General features: G+C 41.7%; 18 protein-coding genes, 2 tRNA genes and 2 rRNA genes. 17 read left to right on the forward strand and 5 right to left on the reverse strand.

The features are described from left to right. From ACLPIE_RS08620 to ACLPIE_RS08635, 4 genes are all read left to right on the forward strand, one after another. A 23S ribosomal RNA gene (locus ACLPIE_RS08620) occupies positions 1 to 100 on the forward strand; the annotation flags it as partial. Between the two features lie 153 nt (positions 101 to 253). Then, positions 254 to 369: ribosomal RNA gene (rrf, locus tag ACLPIE_RS08625) — 5S ribosomal RNA — on the forward strand. A gap of 59 nt (positions 370 to 428) precedes the next feature. Continuing rightward, positions 429 to 505: transfer RNA gene (locus tag ACLPIE_RS08630), tRNA-Asp, on the forward strand. 8 nt (positions 506 to 513) lie between these two features. Further along, positions 514 to 589: transfer RNA gene (locus tag ACLPIE_RS08635), tRNA-Trp, on the forward strand. Between the two features lie 388 nt (positions 590 to 977). Here ACLPIE_RS08635 and hdfR read toward each other — a convergent pair. After that, positions 978 to 1,820, reverse strand: coding sequence for an HTH-type transcriptional regulator HdfR (hdfR, locus tag ACLPIE_RS08640; RefSeq protein WP_430261157.1), 843 nt, complete (start codon positions 1,818 to 1,820; stop codon positions 978 to 980). Positions 1,821 to 1,931: 111 nt separating this feature from the next. Between hdfR and ACLPIE_RS08645 the strand changes: the two genes are divergently transcribed. Continuing rightward, the gene (locus ACLPIE_RS08645; RefSeq protein ID WP_430261159.1) at positions 1,932 to 2,270 is read left to right on the forward strand and encodes a MaoP family protein; all 339 of its coding nucleotides are present in this window, start codon (positions 1,932 to 1,934) and stop codon (positions 2,268 to 2,270) included. A 75-nt stretch (positions 2,271 to 2,345) separates the two neighbouring features. Here ACLPIE_RS08645 and ACLPIE_RS08650 read toward each other — a convergent pair whose 3' ends face one another. Then, positions 2,346 to 3,872 (reverse strand): YifB family Mg chelatase-like AAA ATPase, encoded by a 1,527-nt coding sequence (locus tag ACLPIE_RS08650; RefSeq protein WP_430261161.1) that lies wholly within the window; start codon positions 3,870 to 3,872, stop codon positions 2,346 to 2,348. A 482-nt stretch (positions 3,873 to 4,354) separates the two neighbouring features. On the opposite strand from ACLPIE_RS08650, the gene ilvL reads away from it, so the two are divergent. The 6 genes from ilvL (at position 4,355) to ilvA (ending at position 10,936) form a co-directional block, all read left to right on the forward strand. Then, positions 4,355 to 4,456, forward strand: coding sequence for an ilv operon leader peptide (gene ilvL / locus ACLPIE_RS08655; RefSeq protein ID WP_071524553.1), 102 nt, complete (start codon positions 4,355 to 4,357; stop codon positions 4,454 to 4,456). A gap of 133 nt (positions 4,457 to 4,589) precedes the next feature. Beyond that, a complete protein-coding gene (gene ilvG / locus ACLPIE_RS08660; protein ID WP_430261163.1) occupies positions 4,590 to 6,236 on the forward strand; it encodes an acetolactate synthase 2 catalytic subunit in 1,647 nt (548 codons plus the stop codon). After that, entirely contained in the window at positions 6,233 to 6,502 is a 270-nt protein-coding gene (gene ilvM, locus ACLPIE_RS08665; protein ID WP_430261165.1) for an acetolactate synthase 2 small subunit, read from the forward strand. Before ilvG ends, ilvM begins: the two co-directional genes overlap by 4 nt. Before the next feature lie 11 nt (positions 6,503 to 6,513). Then, positions 6,514 to 7,440 (forward strand): branched-chain amino acid transaminase, encoded by a 927-nt coding sequence (locus tag ACLPIE_RS08670; protein WP_430261166.1) that lies wholly within the window; start codon positions 6,514 to 6,516, stop codon positions 7,438 to 7,440. Between the two features lie 68 nt (positions 7,441 to 7,508). Next, the gene (gene ilvD, locus ACLPIE_RS08675) at positions 7,509 to 9,359 is read left to right on the forward strand and encodes a dihydroxy-acid dehydratase (RefSeq protein ID WP_430261168.1); all 1,851 of its coding nucleotides are present in this window, start codon (positions 7,509 to 7,511) and stop codon (positions 9,357 to 9,359) included. A 2-nt stretch (positions 9,360 to 9,361) separates the two neighbouring features. Continuing rightward, a complete protein-coding gene (ilvA, locus tag ACLPIE_RS08680) occupies positions 9,362 to 10,936 on the forward strand; it encodes a threonine ammonia-lyase, biosynthetic (RefSeq protein ID WP_430261169.1) in 1,575 nt (524 codons plus the stop codon). On the opposite strand, the gene ilvY is transcribed toward ilvA, so the two are convergent. Next, positions 10,928 to 11,824, reverse strand: coding sequence for an HTH-type transcriptional activator IlvY (gene ilvY / locus ACLPIE_RS08685; protein ID WP_430261171.1), 897 nt, complete (start codon positions 11,822 to 11,824; stop codon positions 10,928 to 10,930). The genes ilvA and ilvY overlap by 9 nt on opposite strands. Before the next feature lie 176 nt (positions 11,825 to 12,000). On the opposite strand from ilvY, the gene ilvC reads away from it, so the two are divergent. Continuing rightward, positions 12,001 to 13,473, forward strand: coding sequence for a ketol-acid reductoisomerase (ilvC, locus tag ACLPIE_RS08690; RefSeq protein WP_430261173.1), 1,473 nt, complete (start codon positions 12,001 to 12,003; stop codon positions 13,471 to 13,473). A gap of 166 nt (positions 13,474 to 13,639) precedes the next feature. After that, entirely contained in the window at positions 13,640 to 15,664 is a 2,025-nt protein-coding gene (gene rep / locus ACLPIE_RS08695; protein ID WP_430261174.1) for a DNA helicase Rep, read from the forward strand. Between the two features lie 46 nt (positions 15,665 to 15,710). On the opposite strand, the gene gppA is transcribed toward rep, so the two are convergent. Together gppA and rhlB are read right to left on the reverse strand one after the other, a co-directional pair. Next, positions 15,711 to 17,216, reverse strand: coding sequence for a guanosine-5'-triphosphate,3'-diphosphate diphosphatase (gene gppA / locus ACLPIE_RS08700; RefSeq protein ID WP_430261176.1), 1,506 nt, complete (start codon positions 17,214 to 17,216; stop codon positions 15,711 to 15,713). 11 nt (positions 17,217 to 17,227) lie between these two features. Beyond that, positions 17,228 to 18,514 carry an ATP-dependent RNA helicase RhlB gene (gene rhlB, locus ACLPIE_RS08705; RefSeq protein ID WP_430261178.1) on the reverse strand — a complete coding sequence of 429 codons (1,287 nt, stop codon included), beginning with the start codon at positions 18,512 to 18,514 and terminating at the stop codon, positions 17,228 to 17,230. Between the two features lie 117 nt (positions 18,515 to 18,631). On the opposite strand from rhlB, the gene trxA reads away from it, so the two are divergent. From trxA to wzzE, 4 genes are all read left to right on the forward strand, one after another. Next, positions 18,632 to 18,958: a thioredoxin TrxA gene (trxA, locus tag ACLPIE_RS08710; RefSeq protein WP_430261179.1), complete on the forward strand. Its 327-nt coding sequence runs from the start codon at positions 18,632 to 18,634 to the stop codon at positions 18,956 to 18,958. Positions 18,959 to 19,683: 725 nt separating this feature from the next. After that, positions 19,684 to 20,943, forward strand: a complete 1,260-nt coding sequence (gene rho / locus ACLPIE_RS08715) for a transcription termination factor Rho (protein WP_004915469.1) — start codon at positions 19,684 to 19,686, stop codon at positions 20,941 to 20,943. Between the two features lie 615 nt (positions 20,944 to 21,558). After that, positions 21,559 to 22,644 carry a UDP-N-acetylglucosamine--undecaprenyl-phosphate N-acetylglucosaminephosphotransferase gene (gene wecA, locus ACLPIE_RS08720; protein WP_430261181.1) on the forward strand — a complete coding sequence of 362 codons (1,086 nt, stop codon included), beginning with the start codon at positions 21,559 to 21,561 and terminating at the stop codon, positions 22,642 to 22,644. 29 nt (positions 22,645 to 22,673) lie between these two features. After that, positions 22,674 to 23,732 carry an ECA polysaccharide chain length modulation protein gene (gene wzzE / locus ACLPIE_RS08725; protein ID WP_430261182.1) on the forward strand — a complete coding sequence of 353 codons (1,059 nt, stop codon included), beginning with the start codon at positions 22,674 to 22,676 and terminating at the stop codon, positions 23,730 to 23,732. Positions 23,733 to 23,799 lie beyond the last annotated feature (67 nt).

The raw sequence follows: 23,799 nt of genomic DNA on the forward strand, positions 1-23,799 counted from the left end.
CCTAAAGGAACGTTTAAGACTAAGACGTTGATAGGTTGGGTGTGTAAGCATAGCGATATGTTGAGCTAACCAATACTAATGAACCGTGAGGCTTAACCTGACAACACCGAAGGTGTTTTAGAGAGATTAGAGTAGATTCAATGAAGTGTGAGAAGCCGAGAGGTGAAGGACACAGCAGCTTGTTCAGGATTGCAGTTCTGGTTTAGGGAGACATCGAAAGGGTGTTGATTTAAACGGGAACGAACAGAATTTGTCTGGCGGCAATAGCGCGGTGGTCCCACCTGACCCCATGCCGAACTCAGCAGTGAAACGCCGTAGCGCCGATGGTAGTGTGGGGTCTCCCCATGTGAGAGTAGGGAACTGCCAGACATTAATTAAAGGTTTATTGCTCAATAGCAGTAAGCTGCCGAAAGGCAAAAAGAATAAGTGGAGCGGTAGTTCAGTTGGTTAGAATACCTGCCTGTCACGCAGGGGGTCGCGGGTTCGAGTCCCGTCCGTTCCGCCACTTAATTTAGGGGCGTAGTTCAATTGGTAGAGCACCGGTCTCCAAAACCGGGTGTTGGGAGTTCGAGTCTCTCCGCCCCTGCCAGTTACCAATTAAGTAATAATAAAAGAAGTATCTATTGATAACCCGATTAGCTTAATCGGGTTTTTCTTTATTCATCGCTTATTGAATTAATATGCGCTTTCATTTCTTAAATCCTCCTATTTCTCCTATCAATTATCTTAATACAATCAATATATTAACTTGTGATGGCTCTTTGCTTAGAGTTGGCAGTAATGTTTTTATGGATAAAATTATGACTTTTTATTTAAAAGGATTTAAAAAGTTAATCCATGCAGTTTTATTATAATATTGAATAGTTAATTCATGTGATTATATAAAGATGTAAACATATTATGTTTAAGGCGAAGGTGCTATGAACCTGTATGTCGGCAAACTGTTTGGTCATCATAAAAGACAAGATGAGTGAAAATCACTCATCGCTTAACTGTGCATTTTTTATTGGAGTTTTAATCAATTGATTGATCAGTGCTTGTTGATCATTTTTCTGTAACCAAACGGCATATAACGGCTTACTTATTGATGTTTCTGAGAGCGTTTTTAATCCAGAGTATTGATATACCCAATGAGCAGGTAAAAATGCAGCAGAGAGCGATACAGAAAGTAATTGTCGGGTAATATGTGCTGAGGTAGTGATCATAACAGGCGTATCTTCCTGAGTTAAAACAGGTTCATTTTTAGGATGAAAATCTGCGCCCCATTCTAGCTTGATATAATTGTATTTTGTTAACGCAATATTCTTTTGTGAAGCCATTAGCTGTAAGTCAATTGTGCCTATAATTGTACTTTCAAATTCATCCATTTTTGGTGGCTCTGTTGCTATTAAGAGATCTAATTCCCTTGAATGTAATTGCTTAACTAACGATTGACGAGTAGAGACTCTAGCTTCGAGCCGCAATTCGTCATGCTGCTCATAAAGCGCTTCCATCCAATCAGTTAGATAGCCTTCCCAGAGTGATGCTGTCGCACCGATTGAAAGCTCTGTATGTTGAGATGCATGAGAAATTTCTTTTTTGGCTTGTAGCCAGGTATTCATCAGTGACTCAGCATAAGGGACTAATCTCTCACCTGCTGCGGTTAATCGGATATTATTTCTGTGTCGGGTGAATAGGCTGGTTCCAAGTTGAGTTTCTAATTGTCGAATACGAAAACTCACCGCTGATTGCGTTAAATAGAGTGATTCTGCGGCTCTGCCGAAGTGCCTAGTTTTACTGACCTCTAAAAAAGTTCTCAATAACTCGCTGTCCACACACATCTCCAATTATTTTTGTCGTGATGATTTAAATGTTTTGTTTTACAGATTGCTTATGCTGTCTAATACTCCGCGCCATATAGAGTTGATTGTAATAAGTTAGGAGTGTGTCAGATGGCAGATAGCTTCATCACGACTAATCGTTTTTTTGATAATAAACATTACCCACGTGGCTTTTCTCGTCATGGTGATTTCACCATTAAAGAAGCTCAGTTACTAGAGCGCCTAGGCCAAGCTTTTAATGAGCTTGATACTGGTAAACGTGCGGCACAGACCGAAGAAGAAAAACTTTTCGTCGCTGTATGCCGTGGTGAGCGTGAACCAGCTACCCCAGAAGAAAAAGTTTGGGCAAAATACTCTAGTCGTATCAACCGTCCAAAACGCTTCCACACATTATCTGGCGGTAAACCACAGATAGATCCATCAGAAGATTATACCGATACAGATGATTAATATTATTGCTGAATAAATACAGGGACTTTGGTCCCTTTATTTTTGTTCGGTAAACAATATTTTTCTTTCTACTGATCAGCTTACTTGTTTTTGCAAATGAAGCAATAACTTATCCATTGCTCGGTATGCTAATGCCTCTAATAAGTGGGGGCGTTCAATATCGTCAGATATATTAAGATCTGCAATAGTCCGAGAAACTTTTAAAATTTTATGCCAAGCACGTATAGAAAGCCCCAACTTGTTTAATGCATGTTCTAAGAATAACGCATCTTCTGGCTTTAGCGGGCAAAATTGTGTGGTTTCTTTAGGAGTTAGTAAATTATTAACCTTTCCTGCGCGTTCAAGCTGCCTGTTTCTTGCTTCAATCACTCTTTGACGAACCTGTTTACTCGTTTCTCCTTGATAAGTTTGGTGACTTAATGAGCCAAGAGGTAGTAGCGGTATTTCGATAGAGAGATCGAAGCGGTCGAGAAAAGGACCTGAAATATGTGAAAGGTAACGTAAAATACGGCTAGGAGATGAGCGGTTCATTTCACCTTTGTAATGACCTGTAGGACTAGGATTAAGAGCCGCAATTAATTGGAAGTTTGCGGGGTAACAAACTTTTGCTTTAGCACGAGAAATGCTAATTTTTCGTGATTCTAGGGGTTCTCGTAATGAATCTAGGACTGAACGACTAAATTCAGGTAATTCATCTAAAAATAAAATGCCGTGGTGAGCAAGTGAAATCTCTCCGGGTTTGGGAAGGGAGCCGCCGCCAATCAGGGCAGCTATTGATGCGCTATGATGAGGGGCTCTAAAAGGCCTCACAGGCCAATCTATATTCTCTTTTGTTATTTCATTCAAGCTATGTAGTGAGGCGACTTCTAGTGCTTCTTGAGGCGTTAATGGGGGTAATAACGTTATTAGCCTGCTTGCTAGCATCGTTTTTCCTGTACCAGGAGGGCCTAATAGAAGTAAATTATGACCACCTGCAGCGCAAATTTCTAATGCACGCTTTCCTTGTTCTTGCCCAATAATATCGTTGATATCGTTTTTATGCCCAGATACCGAAGGGGGTTCATCGAGCTGCTGGTTCGTCATTAATGTTTGTTTGCCATGTAAAAAATGACAAAGTTCTAATAAAGATATCGCTAGATGAACGCTATTGTCAGGAAGTAGATTAAGTTGATATTGGTTTTCTATTGAAAGTATTAATTCTCGGTGTTGCTTTAATGCCGATTGTGCGGCAGGGATTGCACTGCTGACGTAGCGAATATGGCCAGATAACGCGAGTTCGCCTAAAAACTCATATTGGTTTAGCGCTTCATGTGGAATTTGCCCTGATGATGCAAGGATGGCTATCGCAATAGCCAGGTCATAACGGCCGCTTTCTTTTGGCAAATCAGCAGGTGCTAAGTTAATTGTCATTTTTTTTGCAGGATACTCGAACCCACTATTTAATAAAGCACTTCTTACTCTATCTCTTGCCTCTTTAACTGCTGTTTCAGGTAACCCCACCAATGTTAATCCTGGTAGCCCATTACTAATATGTGCCTCAACGGTAACAAGGGGGGCATCCATCCCGATAGATGCTCTCGTGTAAACAATGGCTAGTGACATATTTCCCTCCAATGCAGTTGGCAGAGTAATATTCTGTTTGGAATAAGTTTGTTTACACGGAGTTTTTAATATATTTGTGAGGGAGCTTGAAAGTTTAATTGTTTAATAACTCAGCCGTTTCAATTTTCTTGGAAGTGTCTCGAATGCTTGGTGTAACTGGGGTTTTGTGTGATTTACTTGGGTGGGGTAACAATGAAGCTTTGGATTAATATTAGAATAATTAATTAATTTCAAAATAAATCTCATGTTAAGCCTAACGCATTTGTTAGGGTTGATATAGCTAATTATGCTATGAATATTGTTGGAAATTGCTATGTAATATGTGAATTAGTAGCTAATTATTCTAATTTTAATGTAACTATATGATTTTAGATGGGTTAAACATTTTGAAAATAAATAAATTAAATAAAAGTTGTCAAAACAATTTTAAAATGATAACTCTTTAATAAAGATAACTGAGAATATTAAAAAAGTTAAAATACATGAACGCATTTATCCAAGCAGTTAGCCTAATTATTATTAGCGTGGTGGTGATTATTATCCCACCGTGCGGGGCTGCACTTGGACGACGAAGGCTAAAATAACAGCCAGATCTTACGAGAACCCCGCACCGAAAGGCGCGGGGTTTTTTTTGACACAAATATTTGTTAATACAAGTAAATTAAATAAAACATAATAAATACAAATAGATAAAAGTGGACAGACAGGAGATAAAGCATGAATGGAGCACAGTGGTTAGTTCAAGCATTGCGAGCTCAAGGAGTTGATACCGTCTTTGGTTATCCCGGTGGCGCAATTATGCCAGTTTATGATGCACTGTATGATGGGGGGATAGACCATTTACTGTGTCGACATGAGCAAGGTGCTGTAATAGCCGCAATTGGTTATGCACGCTCTACAGGAAAAACAGGAGTATGCATCGCCACTTCTGGGCCTGGAGCGACGAATGTGATTACGGGGTTGGCTGATGCCTTGTTAGATTCAGTTCCGGTTGTGGCAATCACAGGGCAGGTTGCATCTGAGTTCATCGGAACAGATGCTTTTCAGGAAATCGATGTTTTAGGGCTATCTCTGGCCTGTACTAAACATAGTTTTTTAGTTGAATCGATAGATGATTTACCCCGCATCCTTGCTGAAGCTTTCGCAATCGCAAATAGTGGACGTCCTGGACCGGTACTGATTGATATTCCGAAAGATATTCAGCTACAACAAGCGGAGTTATCGCCATTTTTAATGCCTGTGGAACAAGAAATAACATTGCCTCAAGTTGAGATACAACAAGCAAGAGCGTTGCTAGAACAATCTGAAAAGCCGATGCTGTATGTTGGTGGTGGTGTTGGTCTGTCAGGAGCAGTTAATGAGTTAAGGGAATTTATTCGTTTTACGGGGGTCCCTTCTGTTTCGACCTTAAAAGGACTCGGTGCTGTTAGCCCATCAGATGAAAACTACCTTGGAATGTTAGGCATGCATGGTACTAAAGCGGCCAATATTTCCGTACAGCGTTGTGATTTGCTGATTGCTGTTGGAGCGCGTTTTGATGACCGAGTGACGGGAAAATTAAATACTTTCGCACCTAATGCAAAAGTTATTCATATTGATATTGACCATGTTGAGCTAGATAAATTACGCCAAACTCATGTGGCATTGCATGGCGATGCAAAATTGTTACTTCCTGAGTTAATGCTTAAAAAATCAATTGCGCCTTGGCAACAGGAAGTTCAGGCACTTAAAAAAGAATTTGGTTGGCGCTATGATCATCCCGGTGAGCTTATCTATGCACCACTACTACTGAAACAGCTATCAGATAAAATGAAGCCAAACACAGTGGTTACCACTGATGTCGGACAGCATCAGATGTGGTCGGCTCAGCATATTACAGTCGATGGACCTGAGAATTTCTTAACATCAAGTGGTTTAGGTACGATGGGATTTGGCATACCCGCCGCCATTGGTGCTCAAGTAGCAAGGCCCGAAGATACGGTTGTGTGTGTATCGGGTGATGGCTCTTTTATGATGAATGTCCAAGAGCTCGGAACTATCAAACGTAAACAACTCCCTGTCAAAATTCTTTTAATCGATAACCAACGCTTAGGCATGGTTCGCCAATGGCAAGAGCTCTTCTTTGAACAGCGTTATAGTGAAACGATTTTGACGGATAACCCAGATTTTGTCGCGTTAGCGAGTGCGTTTGGCATTAAAGGCCAACGTATTACTGATAAATCTGAGGTGAGTGCTGCGCTCGATGAATTGTTAAATAGTGAAGGTGCCTACTTATTACAAGTATCAATTAATGAATTAGAAAACGTCTGGCCGTTGGTTCCACCTGGGGCTAGTAATGAAAAAATGATGGAGAAACCATTATGATGCAACATCAACTCTCGATATTAGCCCGTTTCCGTCCTGAGGTTTTAGAGCGTATATTAAGGGTAGCACGCCATCGTGGATTTCGTATTAGCGCCATGAATATGGGTCAATCAATCGATGGCGATAATGTTAATATTGAACTTACGGTAAGTAGCCAGAGGCCGTTGATGCAGCTTTGTGCTCAGTTAACGAAGCTTCCCGACATTACTGAAGTTGAAGTACTACAACAAGAATCACGACTATTACGCACACAAAGTGCAATGTAAGGAATATACAAATGACTAAGAAAGCTGACTTTATTTGGTTTAACGGTGAAATGACGCCATGGGCTGATGCCAAGGTTCATGTTATGTCTCATGCTCTGCACTATGGTACCTCTGTGTTTGAAGGCGTCCGTTGTTATGATTCACATAAAGGCCCTGTGGTTTTTCGTCATCGTGAGCATATGCAGCGTTTGCATGATTCTGCCAAAATTTACCGTATGCCTGTCAGCTATAGCGTGGAAGAGCTAATGGAAGCCTGCCGTGCAACTTTACGTAAAAATAACTTAGTCAGTGCGTATATTCGTCCATTGGTGTTTATTGGTGATGTTGGTATGGGGGTTAACCCTCCTGATGGTTATAAAACCGATGTTATCTTAGCGGCTTTCCCGTGGGGGGCTTATTTAGGTGAAGAGGCATTAGACCAAGGAATTGATGCTATGGTTTCTTCATGGAATCGCGCTGCACCGAATACGATCCCTACTGGCGCAAAAGCAGGTGGTAACTATTTGTCTTCATTGCTGGTTGGTAGTGAAGCTCGTCGCCATGGTTACCAAGAAGGGATTGCATTAGATGTTCATGGCTATCTGTCTGAAGGTGCCGGTGAAAATATTTTTGAAGTGAAAGATGGCGTTCTATATACCCCACCATTTACTTCTTCTGCATTACCCGGGATCACACGTGATGCAATCCTCACACTAGCAAAAGATCTCGGAATTGAAGTACGTGAACAAACACTGTCTCGCGAGTCTCTATATATAGCAGATGAAGTCTTTATGACAGGAACCGCTGCAGAGATCACTCCAGTTCGTAGTGTAGATGGCATTCAAGTTGGTATTGGTCGTTGTGGACCTGTGACGAAACAAATCCAACAGGCATTCTTTGGCTTGTTCAATGGTACAACAGAAGACAAATGGGGCTGGTTAGATCCAGTAAACCCTTAATAATTAAATTAAAATAGATATTACAGGCGGACGTTCCCCGCCTGCTTTTAAACACGGGAGTTAAAGATATGCCTAAGTACCGTTCAGCAACAACAACTCATGGTCGTAATATGGCTGGTGCTCGTGCATTATGGCGCGCAACAGGTATGACCGATGCTGATTTTGGAAAACCTATTATTGCGGTTGTTAACTCGTTCACTCAGTTTGTCCCTGGCCATGTGCACCTCCGTGATTTAGGCAAGCTGGTTGCAGAGCAAATTGAAAATGCCGGCGGAGTTGCAAAAGAGTTCAATACGATTGCTGTTGATGATGGGATTGCCATGGGGCATGGCGGAATGCTGTATTCCTTACCTTCCCGTGAATTAATTGCGGATTCCGTCGAATATATGGTGAATGCGCACTGTGCTGATGCCATGGTTTGCATTTCTAACTGTGACAAAATTACCCCAGGAATGTTAATGGCTGCACTACGCCTGAATATTCCGGTTATTTTTGTCTCTGGTGGGCCGATGGAAGCGGGCAAAACCAAGCTTTCAGACCAAATTATCAAGCTCGATTTAGTTGATGCGATGATCCAAGGGGCAAACCCAAATGTGAGCGATGCTGATAGTGAGCAAATTGAGCGTTCAGCTTGTCCTACTTGCGGTTCATGTTCTGGTATGTTTACCGCGAACTCAATGAACTGTTTAACAGAAGCATTAGGTTTATCTCAGCCGGGCAACGGTTCATTATTAGCGACTCACGCGGATCGCGAAACTTTATTTATCAACGCAGGTAAACGTATCGTTGAGTTAACTAAGCGCTATTACGAAAAAGATGATGAAAGTGCGCTACCGCGTAATATTGCCAATAAAGCGGCATTCGAAAACGCAATGACCCTAGATATTGCGATGGGGGGATCGACGAATACCGTGCTTCACTTACTGGCTTCGGCACAAGAGGCGGAAGTGGATTTCACGATGGAAGATATCGACCGTTTGTCTCGCAAAGTACCGCATTTATGTAAAGTGGCGCCAAGTACGCAAAAATACCATATGGAAGATGTTCACCGTGCTGGTGGGGTGATCGGTATTTTAGGTGAACTGAGCCGCGCGGGTTTATTGCAAGAAAATGTGACTAATATTTTAGGGCTGACGTTACAAGAAACATTGGCTCAGTACGATGTGATGTTAACGAAAGATGAAGACGTTAAGTCTATGTTCTCAGCGGGTCCTGCGGGTATTCGTACGACAAAAGCTTTTTCGCAAAATTGCCGTTGGCCTTCACTCGATACTGATCGTGAAAATGGTTGTATTCGAGATATTGAGCATGCATATAGTTTAGACGGTGGCTTGGCTGTGTTGTTCGGTAACATCGCGGAAGATGGTTGTATTGTAAAAACAGCAGGGGTTGATGAGGGGAGTTTAACTTTCCGTGGACCTGCGAAAGTATTTGAAAGCCAAGATGATGCGGTTGAGTCGATCTTGGGTGGAAAAGTCGTTGAAGGTGATGTCGTGGTTATTCGCTATGAAGGGCCGAAAGGAGGCCCGGGTATGCAAGAAATGCTCTACCCAACGTCATATCTGAAATCAATGGGATTAGGCAAAAGCTGTGCCTTGATCACGGATGGCCGTTTTTCTGGTGGTAGCTCAGGGCTTTCGATTGGTCATATTTCACCAGAAGCGGCGAGTGGCGGTTTATTAGCGTTAGTTCAAGACGGCGATATTATTGATATTGATATCCCGAAAAGAACAATGGTACTGGATGTGAGTGAAAGTGAGCTTAGTCAACGCCGTGAAGCTGAATTAGCGCGTGGTGATAAAGCCTTTACCCCACGTAACCGTCAGCGTGAAGTATCTTTTGCTCTGCGTGCTTACGCTTCCCTTGCGACAAGTGCGGACAAAGGTGCAGTACGCGATAAGTCTAAGTTGGGAGGCTAATTGTGGCTGCAGTAAAACCATTATCCGTTGCCCCAACCGGAGCAGATTATTTAAAAGCGGCGCTGAGTGCGCCGGTTTATGAAGCTGCCCAAGTAACGCCTCTACAACAAATGGATAAAATATCGTCACGCTTAGGCAATACCATTTTAGTGAAGCGTGAAGATAGACAACCCGTACACAGCTTTAAGCTTCGTGGTGCGTATGCAATGATTGCAGGCTTAACGGATGAGCAAAAAGCGAAGGGAGTGGTAACCGCTTCTGCTGGTAACCATGCTCAAGGTGTCGCGTTGTCAGCGAACCGCGTGGGGGTGAAGGCAAAAATTGTGATGCCGATTGCAACTGCTGATATCAAAGTGGATGCCGTGCGTAGCTTTGGTGGAGAAGCTATTTTATACGGTGCGAATTTTGATGAAGCAAAAGCTAAAGCAATCGCGATGGCGGCAGAAGAGGGGTACACCTTTGTTCCTCCTTTTGACCACCCTTCTGTCATTGCAGGTCAAGCCACTATTGCACTGGAATTATTACAGCAAGATGCTCATTTAGACCGTATTTTTATTCCTGTGGGTGGCGGAGGCTTGATTGCAGGCGTAGCTGTATTAATTAAACAATTGATGCCAGAGATTAAAATTATTGGTGTTGAATCGGAAGATGCCGCATGTTTAAAAGCGGCACTGGAAGCAGGTCATCCCGTTGATTTGCCTCGTGTAGGGTTGTTCGCTGAAGGTGTGGCTGTAAAACGCATTGGTGATGAAACTTTTAGGCTCTGCCAGCAATATGTTGATGATGTTATCACCGTTGACAGTGATTCTATTTGTGCTGCATTGAAAGATATTTTTGAAGATGTGCGAGCGATTGCAGAGCCTTCAGGTGCATTGGCTTTGGCGGGGTTAAAAAAATATGTTCAGCAGCACAATATTAAAGATGAAAGGCTCGCTCATATCCTTTCTGGCGCGAATATGAACTTTCATGGTCTACGTTATGTTTCTGAGCGCTGTGAAATTGGCGAACAACGTGAAGCGCTTTTAGCCGTCACCATTCCTGAACAAAAAGGTAGCTTTTTACGTTTTTGTCAGTTATTAGGGCAAAGAGCGATCACTGAGTTTAATTATCGCTATACAGATGCAGATCCAGACCATGCTTGTATTTTTGTTGGAGTACGCCTAAGTGGTAAAGATGGTGAGCGTAATGAAATTATTCAAGAGCTGAGAAGTCATGGTTATGATGTCGATGACCTGTCTGATGATGAAATGGCAAAACTCCACGTGCGCTACATGATAGGCGGTCGCCCATCGAAGCCATTAGATGAACGTCTGTATAGTTTTGAGTTTCCTGAGTCACCGGGGGCATTACTCCGATTCTTAGAAACGCTCGGAACGCACTGGAATATTACGCTATTTCATTACCGTAGCCATGGTACAGACTATGGTCGAGTGTTGGCAGCGTTTGAGCTTTCAGAGCCAGAAGTACGGTTTGACCGCCATCTTGATGCATTAGGCTATGAATATCATGAAGAAACGGGAAACCCGTCTTTTCGGTTTTTCCTAGCACCACAAGATAACCACAAAAGTCTAGATTGAGCTATCAGGAAGTAATTCCCAGAAGGCTTTAATTAGTGGTTCACTAAGGCGTTTGCTTAATAAACAAACGCCCAGTTCGAATGGTTCAACCATTGAAATATTGTCGAGTTGAGAAATACGGCTACGCACGGGTTCAGGACTGTTATCAACCACAACACTGGGAATTAGCGCGATGCCACAACCTAGGGCAACCATCGATACGATGGCTTCATGACCAGATACCGTTGCATAAATAACAGGATTGTTGATGTTATGGCGGCGGAACCAAAGCTCGATACGTTTACGCGATGGCCCGTGTTCGGGCAAGATAAATGGGACGGTAGACCAATCAGGAGATGCTTCTGTCACCATTGAGCGTACTGCACAAGGTAATGATGGCGCTATCAAGACGAGGGGAATTTCACCGATTTTGGTGAAACGTACGTTGTCTGGTAAGCGCTCTGGTTTCCCTGCAATACCCAAATCTGCTTCATGGGTTTCTACTTTTTCAACGGCATCAGCAGCATCCCCTGTAGTGAGTTTTATTTCAACGAGTGGATGTAAGGCTCGGAATTTATCCAACACTTGTGGTAAATGACTATAGGCTGCGGTTACAGAGCAAAAAAGGTGCAGCTCTCCACTTAGTGATGGGCTTTGCTGATTAAGGGCATGTTGTAGTTGCTGATACTGCAATAAGGTTTGTTGAGCGAATTGTTTGAGTTGCTCGCCTGCTTGGGTTAGCTTGACTGAACGGTTGTCGCGTACAAATAGAGAGTGACCGAGTTGATCTTCTAGCCGTTGTATTTGTCTAGACAAAGTGGAAGGGCTGACATGCATGGCTTTGGAGGTGCGTCCAAAATGGCAGCTCTGTGCTAAGTGTAAGAAAAGCTTCAAATCACGGATATCCATTTTGCCCTCTAACGATGTAATAAATGACGTTGCGAATATTGCAACATTGTATTGTTAATATATCAATTTAAGCAATGCGAAACATCGCATATAGTAAATCCATAAACGCTCAACATGAGCGACAGGCAAAATCGTTGCCTGACATAACGAACACAACAGAACAATGGAGTATGACAATGGCGAATTATTTTAACACATTGAATTTGCGTGAGCAGTTAGCTCAATTAGGTAAATGCCGCTTTATGAAGCGCGAAGAGTTTGCGGATGAAGCAGGCTACCTGAAAGGTAAAAAAATCGTCATCGTCGGTTGTGGTGCTCAAGGCCTAAACCAAGGCTTGAACATGCGTGATTCTGGTTTAGATATCGCTTATGCATTACGTGCCGAAGCGATTAGCGAAAAGCGTGCATCATGGCGTAAAGCAACAGAAAATGGCTTTAAAGTTGGCACATATGAAGAATTGATCCCAACGGCAGACTTAGTTATTAACTTAACACCAGACAAACAGCACTCGACCGTTGTTCGTGCTGTTCAGCCAATGATGAAACAAGGTGCAGCTCTGGGCTACTCGCATGGTTTTAACATTGTTGAAGTTGGCGAGGAAATCCGTAAAGATATTACTGTTGTAATGGTAGCACCAAAATGTCCAGGTACTGAAGTTCGTGAAGAATACAAACGTGGTTTCGGTGTTCCGACACTGATAGCAGTTCACCCAGAAAATGATCCGAAAGGTGAAGGTATGGCTATCGCTAAAGCATGGGCAGCAGCGACTGGTGGCCATCGTGCAGGTGTTCTGGAATCTTCATTTGTTGCCGAAGTTAAGTCTGACCTGATGGGCGAGCAAACGATTCTGTGTGGTATGTTGCAAGCAGGCGCATTGTTAAGTTACGACAAAATGGTGGCAGACGGTGTTGAACCCGGTTATGCAGGTAAATTAATTCAGTTTGGTTGGGAAACGATCACCGAAGCGCTGAAACAAGGTGGTATCACGCTGATGATGGACCGTTTATCTAACCCAGCAAAAATACGTGCATACGCATTGTCTGAGCAACTAAAAACCATTATGGCGCCATTGTTCCAAAAACATATGGATGACATCATTTCAGGTGAATTCTCTGCAACCATGATGGCTGACTGGGCAAATGATGATAAAAACCTGCTGACATGGCGTGAAGAAACGGGTAAATCAGCATTTGAGAACTACCCAGAGTATGAAAGCAAAATTGCAGAGCAAGAGTATTTTGATCACGGTGTTCTGTTAGTCGCTATGGTTAAAGCGGGTGTTGAGTTAGCGTTCGATACAATGTTAGAAGCGGGTATCTTAGAAGAGTCGGCTTACTATGAATCACTGCACGAATTGCCATTGATTGCGAACACCATCGCTCGTAAGCGCTTATATGAAATGAACGTCGTTATTTCAGACACTGCGGAATACGGTAACTATCTGTTCTCATTTGCCGTTGTGCCGATGTTGAAAGACTTCATGAGCAAATTACAAGCAGGCGATTTAGCGAAGCCTGTTGCTGATAATGGCACAGATAACGCGCAGTTACGTGATATCAATGAAGCTATCCGTAATCATCCGATTGAGAAAATCGGTAAGGTTTTACGTGGATATATGACGGATATGAAAAAGATCGCGGTTGGCTAAATAAAAGAAAAAGAATAGTACAAGAATTTTAATAAACCGTATAACAAAGCGTTATGCGGTTTTTTGTTTTTTATAAATTGAGAAAATTAACGGCTCAAGAGTTGGCGTAGTTTCTGCTACAATTCGGAACAGTATCTTTTAGCGTTAGAGAGTGATGTAAAAAACCATGCGATTAAACCCAAGCCAACAACAGGCAGTTGAATTTGTCGATGGCCCGTGCCTTGTATTGGCTGGGGCGGGGTCAGGCAAAACTCGAGTCATTACGAATAAAATTGCGCATTTAATTCGTCAATGTGGTTATCAGCCTAGGCAAATTGCTGCGGTGACTTTTACCAATAAAGCCGCGCGAGAAATGAAAGAACGTGTAGCACAGACATTGGGTAAAAAAGAAGCACGCGGTTTGATTATATCCACCTTCCATACATTAGGGTTAGAAATTATTAAGCGTGAATATAAAGCGCTAGGCATTAAAGCCAACTTTTCGTTATTTGACGACCAAGATCAAATGGCGTTATTGAAAGAACTCACTTTTGATTTGCTGGAAGAAGATAAAGATTTACTGAAACAATTGATCTCGGCTATTTCTAATTGGAAAAACGATCTGATCTCACCTCAACAAGTCATAGGGCAAGCTAGAAGTGAGAAAGAACACCATTTTGCCGAGTGTTATCGTCGCTATGAGCTGCATTTGAAAAGCTGCAATGTGTTGGATTTTGACGACCTTATCAGTAAGCCAACGGTTCTGTTATATCAAAATGAAGAGGTTCGCGAGCGCTGGCAGCAAAAAATTCGCTATCTGCTGGTGGATGAATACCAAGATACTAATACGAGCCAATATCAATTGGTTAAGTTACTGGTAGGGCAGCGAGCTAGGTTTACAGTTGTAGGTGATGATGACCAATCAATCTACTCATGGCGTGGTGCTCGGCCACAAAATTTGGTGTTATTGAGCAAAGATTTCCCCAAGCTGAATGTGATTAAACTGGAGCAAAATTACCGTTCGTCCGAGCGAATTTTAAAGGCTGCAAATATTTTAATTGCGAATAATCCCCATGTCTTTGAAAAAAAATTATTTTCAGAATTGGGCTATGGGGCGCCACTTAGAGTCCTCACTGCCAACAATGAAGATCACGAAGCAGAAAGAGTGATTGGTGAACTAATCGCTCATCATTTTATTAATAAAACAGATTATAAAGATTACGCTATTTTGTATCGTGGCAATCATCAGTCACGAATCTTTGAAAAAATGCTGATGCAAAACCGCATTCCTTACCGTATTTCTGGGGGGGCTTCGTTTTTCTCTCGTCCAGAAATTAAAGACCTATTAGCTTATTTGCGAGTACTTACTAACCCTGAAGATGACAGTGCATTTTTGCGCATTGTTAATACACCACGTCGGGAAATTGGCCCAAAAACGATTCAAAAATTAGGTGAGTGGGCGAACCAGCGGGGCAAAAGCTTATATCAGGCCAGTTTTGATTTAGGGTTAGAGCAAACTCTGAAGGGGAAAGGGTTAGAAGCATTACAACGTTTTACCCATTGGATAGATAGCATCGTTCAGACGTCAGAGCGTGAGCCTTTGATTGCTGTACGTGATTTATTGCGGGAAATGGATTACGAAAGTTGGTTATATGAAACATCACCCAGCCCCAAAGCAGCCGAAATGCGGATGAAAAATGTTAATCAATTATTTACATGGATGAGTGAAATGATTGAGGGTGATGAGCTTAATGACCCAATGACATTAAGCCAAGTGGTGGCGCGTTTTACACTGCGCGATATGATGGAGCGAGGGGAGGAAGATGAAGAGTCTGATCAAGTGCAATTAATGACATTACATGCATCAAAAGGCCTTGAATTTCCTTATGTATTTCTTGTTGGTATGGAAGAAGGGCTGCTGCCTCATCAAAGTAGTATTGATGAAAATAATATTGATGAAGAGCGTCGCTTAGCATATGTGGGGATCACACGTGCTCAGCGGGAATTATTCTTTTCACATTGTCGTGAACGCCGACAGTACGGTGAACTTATCCGCCCTGAATTGAGTCGTTTTTTATTGGAGTTACCACAAGATGATTTACAGTGGGAACAGCAACGTAAAGTGGTGAGTGCACAGGAGCGTATGCAAAAAGGGCAATCAGCGTTGGCGGATATCAAGGCACGTTTAGGGTTAAATAAAAAAAGTGATTAAAGATAACCTAGAGATCCCACACTAGGACAACCTAGTGTGGAAATAATTAGTAATTTGAACTATTGCGCTCTTCCAATTCTAAAGCCCAGTTCACATAGCCTTGCCATTCAACCTCTTGCTGTAAATTTTCCGCACGCAATGGGTGCTCTGATAACCAACGATAAGGCAACATAATGGTTAATGCGTGAGCATTCACATTGAGTCTTAAAGCAGGCAATGTGTCATCGCGTCTACGGCTTGCAAAAATAATAGCTAATCGTAATAAACGACATAAATTATAGGCTTGTTGTATAGGCAATGCATTTTGTTGGCTTAAGAGTGCTAAATCGACGGGGCCTTGCTGGTTTTTTAACAATGCCGCGAGTAGCCGTTTTTGCGCAGGAGTAAAACCCGGTAAATCAAGGTGTGTTATTAGGTAACTGGCGTGCTCTGGCCCTTTTCGAAAATCAATACTGAGACCGATTTCATGTAATGCACAGGCACTCGACAATAAATCGCGACAACGCGTATCTAAATCCCAATCTTTTGCAACTTGCAGGAAAAAATATTCTGCGAGTTGGCGAACTCGACTCGCTTGTTCAATATCAACTTGGAAGCGGTGCTGGATATTACGCACAGTGCGAGCACGAATATCCTGCTCAATAGGAAGTTGTAACATACCATAAACTAGCCCTTCACGAAGTGCACCACCGGCAAGTGTCATATTATCGATATTTAAGGCTTCAAATATGGCCATTAGAATCGATAAACCGCTAGGGAAAACAAGCGCACGCTCAAAAGTTAGGCCTTCAATTTCAAGTTCTTCAAGTTTTTGGCATTGGATAGCTTTGCGCTTAAGTTGCTGTAACTTAGAGAGCGTAATGAGTTCATCCATACCTTGGGCTATCATAATCTCTTGAATAGCTTGTACGGTACCTGATGCACCAACGCAAATTTTCCATCCATGAGCTTTAAGAGCATCCGCTATAGGGGCTATGACTTTTTGCGCAGCAGCTTGAGCCGCAGAAAAATTTTCCTCGGTTAAACTTCTGTCACTAAAATAACGCTCAAGCCACGTTACACACCCCATTTCAAGGCTATAAAGTTGATCTGCTTTAGCACCTGTACCAGTAACTAGCTCAGTGCTTCCTCCGCCAATATCGACGACCAAGCGTTGCTCGGGGCCACCCGTTGTATGTGCTACGCCTTGATAAATCAGGCCAGCTTCTTCTTCTCCTTGAATCACCTTAACAGGGCTTCCTAAGATTTTGCTGGCTTTTTCAATGAAAATATCCGCATTTTTTGCTAAACGTAAGGTGGCTGTAGCGACAACGCGAATTTGCGTGTTCGGAATGTCTTGTAGGTGTTCCGAAAACAAACGTAAACATTGCCAGCCTCGTTCCATTGCTTGCTCAGACAGTAAATTGTCTTGGTCTAACCCCGCAGCAAGGCGAACTTTGCGTTTAACCCTAGAAATAACCTGAATACTGCCAGCGGCTTCGCGTACCACTAACATGTGGAAACTGTTTGAGCCTAAATCGATGGCAGCATAAAGAGAAGAAGATTTCAGCATATCGTATTTACTCAGCCTGGACGTTTATGGTTATTACGTGGACCATTATGGCGACGCGGCGCATTTGAATTGCGACGAGGGCCACCAGGGCGTGGGCGATGACGGCGTTTTGGCGCGGGCAAATCGCTCAATAATGCATCACTATTATATTTACTAACAGGGATTGAGTGCTGAATATATTCTTCGATAGCAGGTAAATTAAGTGAATATTCTTCACACGCGAGACTGATGGAATGACCACTTTCACCAGCGCGGCCTGTACGACCAATACGGTGAACATAATCTTCACAATCATCAGGTAAATCATAGTTAAAAACATGGGTTACTGACGGTATATGCAAACCACGAGCTGCAACATCAGTTGCCACTAAAATATCTAAATTACCTTGTGTGAATTGCTCTAAAATGCGTAGGCGTTTTTTTTGTGCCACATCACCTGTCAGTAAGCCGACTCGATGACCATCAGCGGCTAAATGAGCCCAAATATCATCACAGCGATGTTTGGTATTGGCAAAAATAATACAACGCTCTGGCCATTCTTCTTCAAGTAAAGTTTGAAGTAAGCGCATTTTTTCTTCGTTAGAAGGGTAAAATAATTCCTCTTTAATACGATGACCTGTTTTTTGCAAAGGCTCTACCTCAACATATTCAGGATTATTCATTTGTTCAAATGCTAATTCTCTAACGCGATAAGATAATGTAGCAGAGAACAGTAAGTTCAGGCGCTCGGATGCACTAGGCATGCGACGAAATAGCCAGCGGATGTCTTTTATAAAGCCAAGGTCATACATGCGGTCGGCTTCATCAAGCACGACCACCTGAACCGCACTTAAGTCGACATACCCTTGTTTTGCATAGTCGATTAAACGGCCAGTGGTACCGATAAGGATATCAACACCGTTTTGTAAAACCTTAAGTTGCTCATCATAGCCGTCACCACCGTATGCTAGCCCCATTTTTAGGCCGGTGTACTCAGCGAGTTCTTTAGCATCCGAATAAATTTGTACTGCGAGTTCGCGCGTCGGTGCCATAAGTAGAGCACGTGGCTGATTTGCTTTTGTCCCCTCAATTGCAGGGTGAGTTAATAAATAATGAAATGTAGACGTTAAAAAAGCTAACGTTTTACCTGTACCAGTTTGCGCTTGACCCGCCACGTCTTTGCCTTCGACAGTAAAAGGCAAGGTGGACGCCTGTATAGGCGTGCAAAAATTGAAGCCTTTCTTATTCAGAGCTTCAATGACTTTAGGGTGCAATGCGAAGTCGGAAAACTTCTTTTCTGTCAAGTGTGCTTTACTCATAGTGTGTTAGAATATCAGTTAACGGTTGGTTTACGAAAGTGTATCTTTCGAAATAAAGCATACTGCTGCTAATAATGTTACACTAAGTCTGCAAAAGATGATCCTTTGGAGTACAACATGAGCGATAAAATTAAACATATAACTGATGCAAGTTTTGCAACTGAAGTTCTGAACGCAAGTTCACCTGTTCTCGTCGACTTTTGGGCAGCATGGTGTGGTCCTTGTAAAATGATCGCGCCTATTCTTGATGAAGTTGCTGAAGAATATACAGGCAAACTGACCATCGCAAAACTGAATATTGATGAAAATCCGGCTACCGCGCCAAAATATGGAATTCGTGGTATCCCTACACTTCTATTATTCAAAAATGGTGAAGTTGCTGCAACTAAAGTGGGCGCATTGTCAAAAACGCAACTGAAAGAATTTCTGGACGAAAATCTGTAAGTTACCGTTATATGTAAACGAAAACGTTTGGCGGTATATCTATTTTATATAGAGAGCCGCTAGACGTCTTCGCGTAAGCATGATAAGTTATCTCCATTCCTCGTGTAGCACCCGTATGAATTACCTTGTATTCCATTGCTCTTATCTTATATATCTAGCTTGTTAGTTCAGTATTGTGATGATTGTTTCGTAATGATTGTTGATGACCAAAACTGATACGCAATGATTTTAAATATGAAAGTTGAGAATTTAAACATTGAACTAGGCAGCAGCCTGATGCAATATTGCCAATTCCAATTTTTTTGTTATAAAGATTAAGATAGCGCATAAACGATGGTAATGAAATCTGACGTTGTTATATCTTTGGATGTAATCACGATAGCGGGAAGCATTAACGTCTAGTTATAGTCATTATGTGTTTTTAAGTGCGAAACAAGCGTTAAAATTGCGATACTGGGATAGATGTTGTCCTAAATGTACAAAAAAGTATTGCTAATGCTGTGTGTGTTTCTAATAATATATGGCATATCATTTAGATGAATTGAAGTCGAATGTGAGAGTAATCTTAGCAATAGCTATATAAGATTTTTATGCATTGTTGTTAATATGTGATAAATTTGTTATCAACAGGGCACTATAAAGTTAAACTGGCGCTTAAGTAAATAAGCTGCCGTCAATTTACGTTCATAGTTCGAGAATTACCCCGAGTTAAAGAACCCACCATTATGAATCTTACCGAATTAAAAAATACGCCAGTATCAGAATTGATTACGTTAGGCGAAAACATGGGGCTAGAGAACTTAGCCCGTATGAGAAAGCAGGATATTATTTTCTCTATTTTAAAGCAGCACGCGAAAAGTGGAGAGGATATTTTCGGCGATGGCGTACTGGAAATATTGCAGGATGGTTTTGGTTTCCTCCGTTCAGCAGACAGTTCTTACCTCGCCGGTCCTGATGACATCTACGTTTCTCCTAGCCAAATCCGTCGTTTTAACCTACGCACAGGTGACACAATTTCAGGAAAAATACGACCTCCTAAAGAAGGTGAACGTTATTTTGCCCTCCTGAAAGTCAACGAAGTTAACTTCGATAAACCTGAAAACGCTCGCAGTAAAATCCTTTTTGAAAACTTAACGCCATTACATGCCAATAATCGTTTACGCATGGAACGTGGTAACGGTTCTACCGAAGATTTAACTGCACGTGTATTGGATTTAGCAGCACCAATTGGTCGTGGTCAACGTGGTTTGATCGTGGCTCCACCTAAAGCTGGTAAAACAATGTTACTGCAAAATATTGCAGCCAACATTGCACATAATTACCCTGATTGCGTTCTGATGGTTCTTCTTATCGATGAGCGTCCTGAAGAAGTAACAGAAATGCAGCGCTTAGTTAAAGGGGAAGTTATTGCTTCTACTTTTGATGAGCCAGCGGCACGTCACGTCCAAGTTGCTGAAATGGTCATTGAGAAAGCGAAACGTCTAGTTGAACATAAAAAAGACGTTATCATTCTTCTCGACTCAATCACACGTCTTGCTCGTGCATATAACACAGTTGTTCCTTCTTCCGGTAAGGTATTAACCGGTGGTGTGGATGCAAACGCATTGCACCGTCCAAAACGTTTCTTTGGTGCTGCTCGTAATGTAGAGGAAGGTGGAAGCCTAACAATCATTGCAACGGCACTGGTTGATACGGGGTCTAAGATGGACGAAGTTATTTACGAAGAGTTTAAAGGTACAGGTAATATGGAACTGCACCTATCTCGTAAGATTGCAGAAAAACGTGTTTTCCCTGCGATTGACTATAACCGTTCAGGTACTCGTAAAGAAGAATTGCTGACTTCGCAAGATGAACTGCAAAAAATGTGGATACTACGCAAAATTATTCATCCAATGGGTGAAATCGATGCAATGGAATTTCTCATTAGCAAGCTAGCAATGACTAAAACGAACGAAGAATTCTTTGACTTTATGAAAAGAGCTTAGTTATTAAGGCGTTTTGCAATTTATTAAATAGGTGCCATATTGGCACCTATTTTTTGTTTTATATTTTTAAAATAAGTTAAAAATTAGCAAAATAGTGTATAAATAGGTATTAGGTTTAGTTTAGAAAAACTGACATGATATTTTATTCGTTTTTTACACTATTTGTGTGTCTAATATATAGGGTCTCATTCTGAAAAACGATTAGCAAACTATGAATTATGAGTTGACTTTTTTAATTCATTGATTCTATGGTATATTATTTTTCATTGGTTGGTTTTTGACCTGCTCTAAACCTATTTATATGATTTTATTATTTAATTCTTTTATGTGCATTTTTATCTCTAATCTATTAGCTCTATTTTAGGCTAATGCTTTTATGACATGCATATTATAGCGATTAAGTATAAAATTAAGCGGCATTCTATATATTAAATTAACACCTGTTTAAAGTGTGGATGTTAATAGTGTTACCGAAATCTCTTTATGAATAAAGATTCGTCTTATAGTAGATTTCATTGCCAAGATGATAATGCACTGACGGGTGTTTAGTTATTGGCATCCACCAAAATAAGTTTAGTTTTGAAAGTTAAATAAAATGATTAAGAGAGTCAAACAGTGGACACCATACACTTTGTAACCAACCTCTTCTATGTTTTCTTGTTTTCATTAGTTTTTATTTTTCTAGCCCGAGTTATTGCTATAAAAATCGGGTTAGTTGATAAACCTAATTTTAGAAAGAAACATGTAGGCTTAGTTCCTCTTGTTGGAGGGATTTCCGTTTTCTTTGGTATTTGCTTCGCGTTTTATATTACTGAAGAATATATTCCTCACAAATGGCTATACGTCGCTTGTGCCGGTTTACTCGTTTTTATCGGTGCGCTGGATGATAGATTTGATATCAGTGTAAAACTGAGAGCCGGTATTCAAGCTATTGTTGCAATTATTATGATGACAGCGGCAGGACTTAAGCTTGAGTCTTTAGGCCATGCATTTGGTCCGTGGGAACTTGTACTTGGGCCATTTGGTTATATTGTAACCTTATTCGCAGTATGGGCAGCAATCAATGCATTCAATATGGTTGATGGTATTGATGGCTTACTAGGTGGCTTATCTTCTGTTTCTTTTGGTGCACTAGGCTTTTTATTGTACCAAAATGGTAATTTCGCATTAGCATTTTGGTGTTTTGCATTCATTGCCGCTATTCTTCCTTATATTCTATTAAACTTAGGGGTTCTAGGTCGCCGTTTTAAAGTTTTTATGGGGGATGCGGGAAGTACCCTAATTGGGTTTACGATTATTTGGATACTTGTTGCTTCGACTCAAGAAGAAGTGCATCCAATTAACCCAGTCACAGCTCTATGGATTATTGCGATCCCATTGATGGATATGGTTGCCATCATGTATCGTCGAATTCGTAAAGGCATGAGCCCATTCTCCCCTGACCGTCAACATATTCACCATTTGATTATGCGTTCCGGTTTTACACCAAAAGGTGCATTTGTATTGATCACTTTATCGGCAGCTATCTTGGCGTGTATCGGAATTATTGGTGAGCGCTTAACATTTGTGCCTGAATGGGTAATGTTGGCATTATTTTTGCTTGTATTTATGATGTATGGTTACTGCATCAAACGAGCTTGGAAAGTCGCCCGTTTTATTAAACGAGTTAGGCGTAGAGCGCGTCGAGGTGCAGTACGGTAACGAAAAACGAAAAGTAGAGGTTCTGTGCAGTGAATAACTCAGAAACACAACCGAGTCAGCATCAAACGCCAATAGAGCCGGAACTGGATATCCGTGGTTTATGTCGCTCATTGTGGCAAGGCAAAATTTGGATCGTTGCATTTGCAGTTATTTTTGCTGCAATTGCATTAGGAGCATCCTATTTTATGCAGCCAAAATGGAGTGCGACTGCAATCACGGATTTACCAACCGTTAATAATTTGGGAAGCTACTATTCTCAACAACAATTTCTGCGCAACCTCGATTCCCGTATTAACAATACGGGCCAAGAAGGACAATTACCCACCATTGCAAAAGAAGCCTATCAAGAATTTACTAAACAGCTTGGTTCCTATGATACTCGTCGTCAATTTTGGTTGAGCACGGATTATTATAAACAGCGTTTGGAAAATGACCCGAAAGCTGACGCGGCATTATTGGATGAACTGATTAACGACATCGAATTTACACCCGCTGATGAAGTTAAAAATTTGACTGACAGTATTAAGCTTGTGGCTGAAACATCGACTGATGCTAACCAGTTATTACGCCAATACATTCAGTTTGCCAACCAACGTGCGTCTGCTAATCTAAATGATGAGATCAAAGGCACTTGGGCAACTAAAACGCAATCCATGAAAGCATTAGTTAAACGTGAGGACATGGTGGCGAATGCGGCTTATGAAAGACGTTTAAATGTTCTGGAGCAAGCACTTAACGTTGCAGAAAAACAAGGTATTGTACGTAACCAAAGTTCAGCGCCACTAGATGAACTTCCTGATTCTAAAATGTTTATGTTAGGTGCTCCGCTATTACAAGCACAGATAGAAACATTGAAAGCAACAGGCCCTGCTCATGACACTGATTATGACCAAAATATCGCCATGTTATCAACATTGAGCGTAGGGCCTACTCTCCAAGATAATTTCCAAGCATATCGCTATTTGCGGACTCCTGAAGACCCAGTGAAACGCGATAGTCCTCGCCGAGCCTTTATGATGGTTCTATGGGGAGCCATAGGGTTGTTAGTAGGTGCCGGTGTGGTACTTGCACGCCGTCGCCCATCTTGATTTGGGGATAAGCCACTGATAGGTCTATCAGTGGCATTATAAATGCCATTAAGATTACAAAAGCAGC

The organism is Providencia sp. Me31A (assembly GCF_050487165.1).
In the GTDB taxonomy this organism is placed as follows: Bacteria; Pseudomonadota; Gammaproteobacteria; order Enterobacterales; family Enterobacteriaceae; genus Providencia.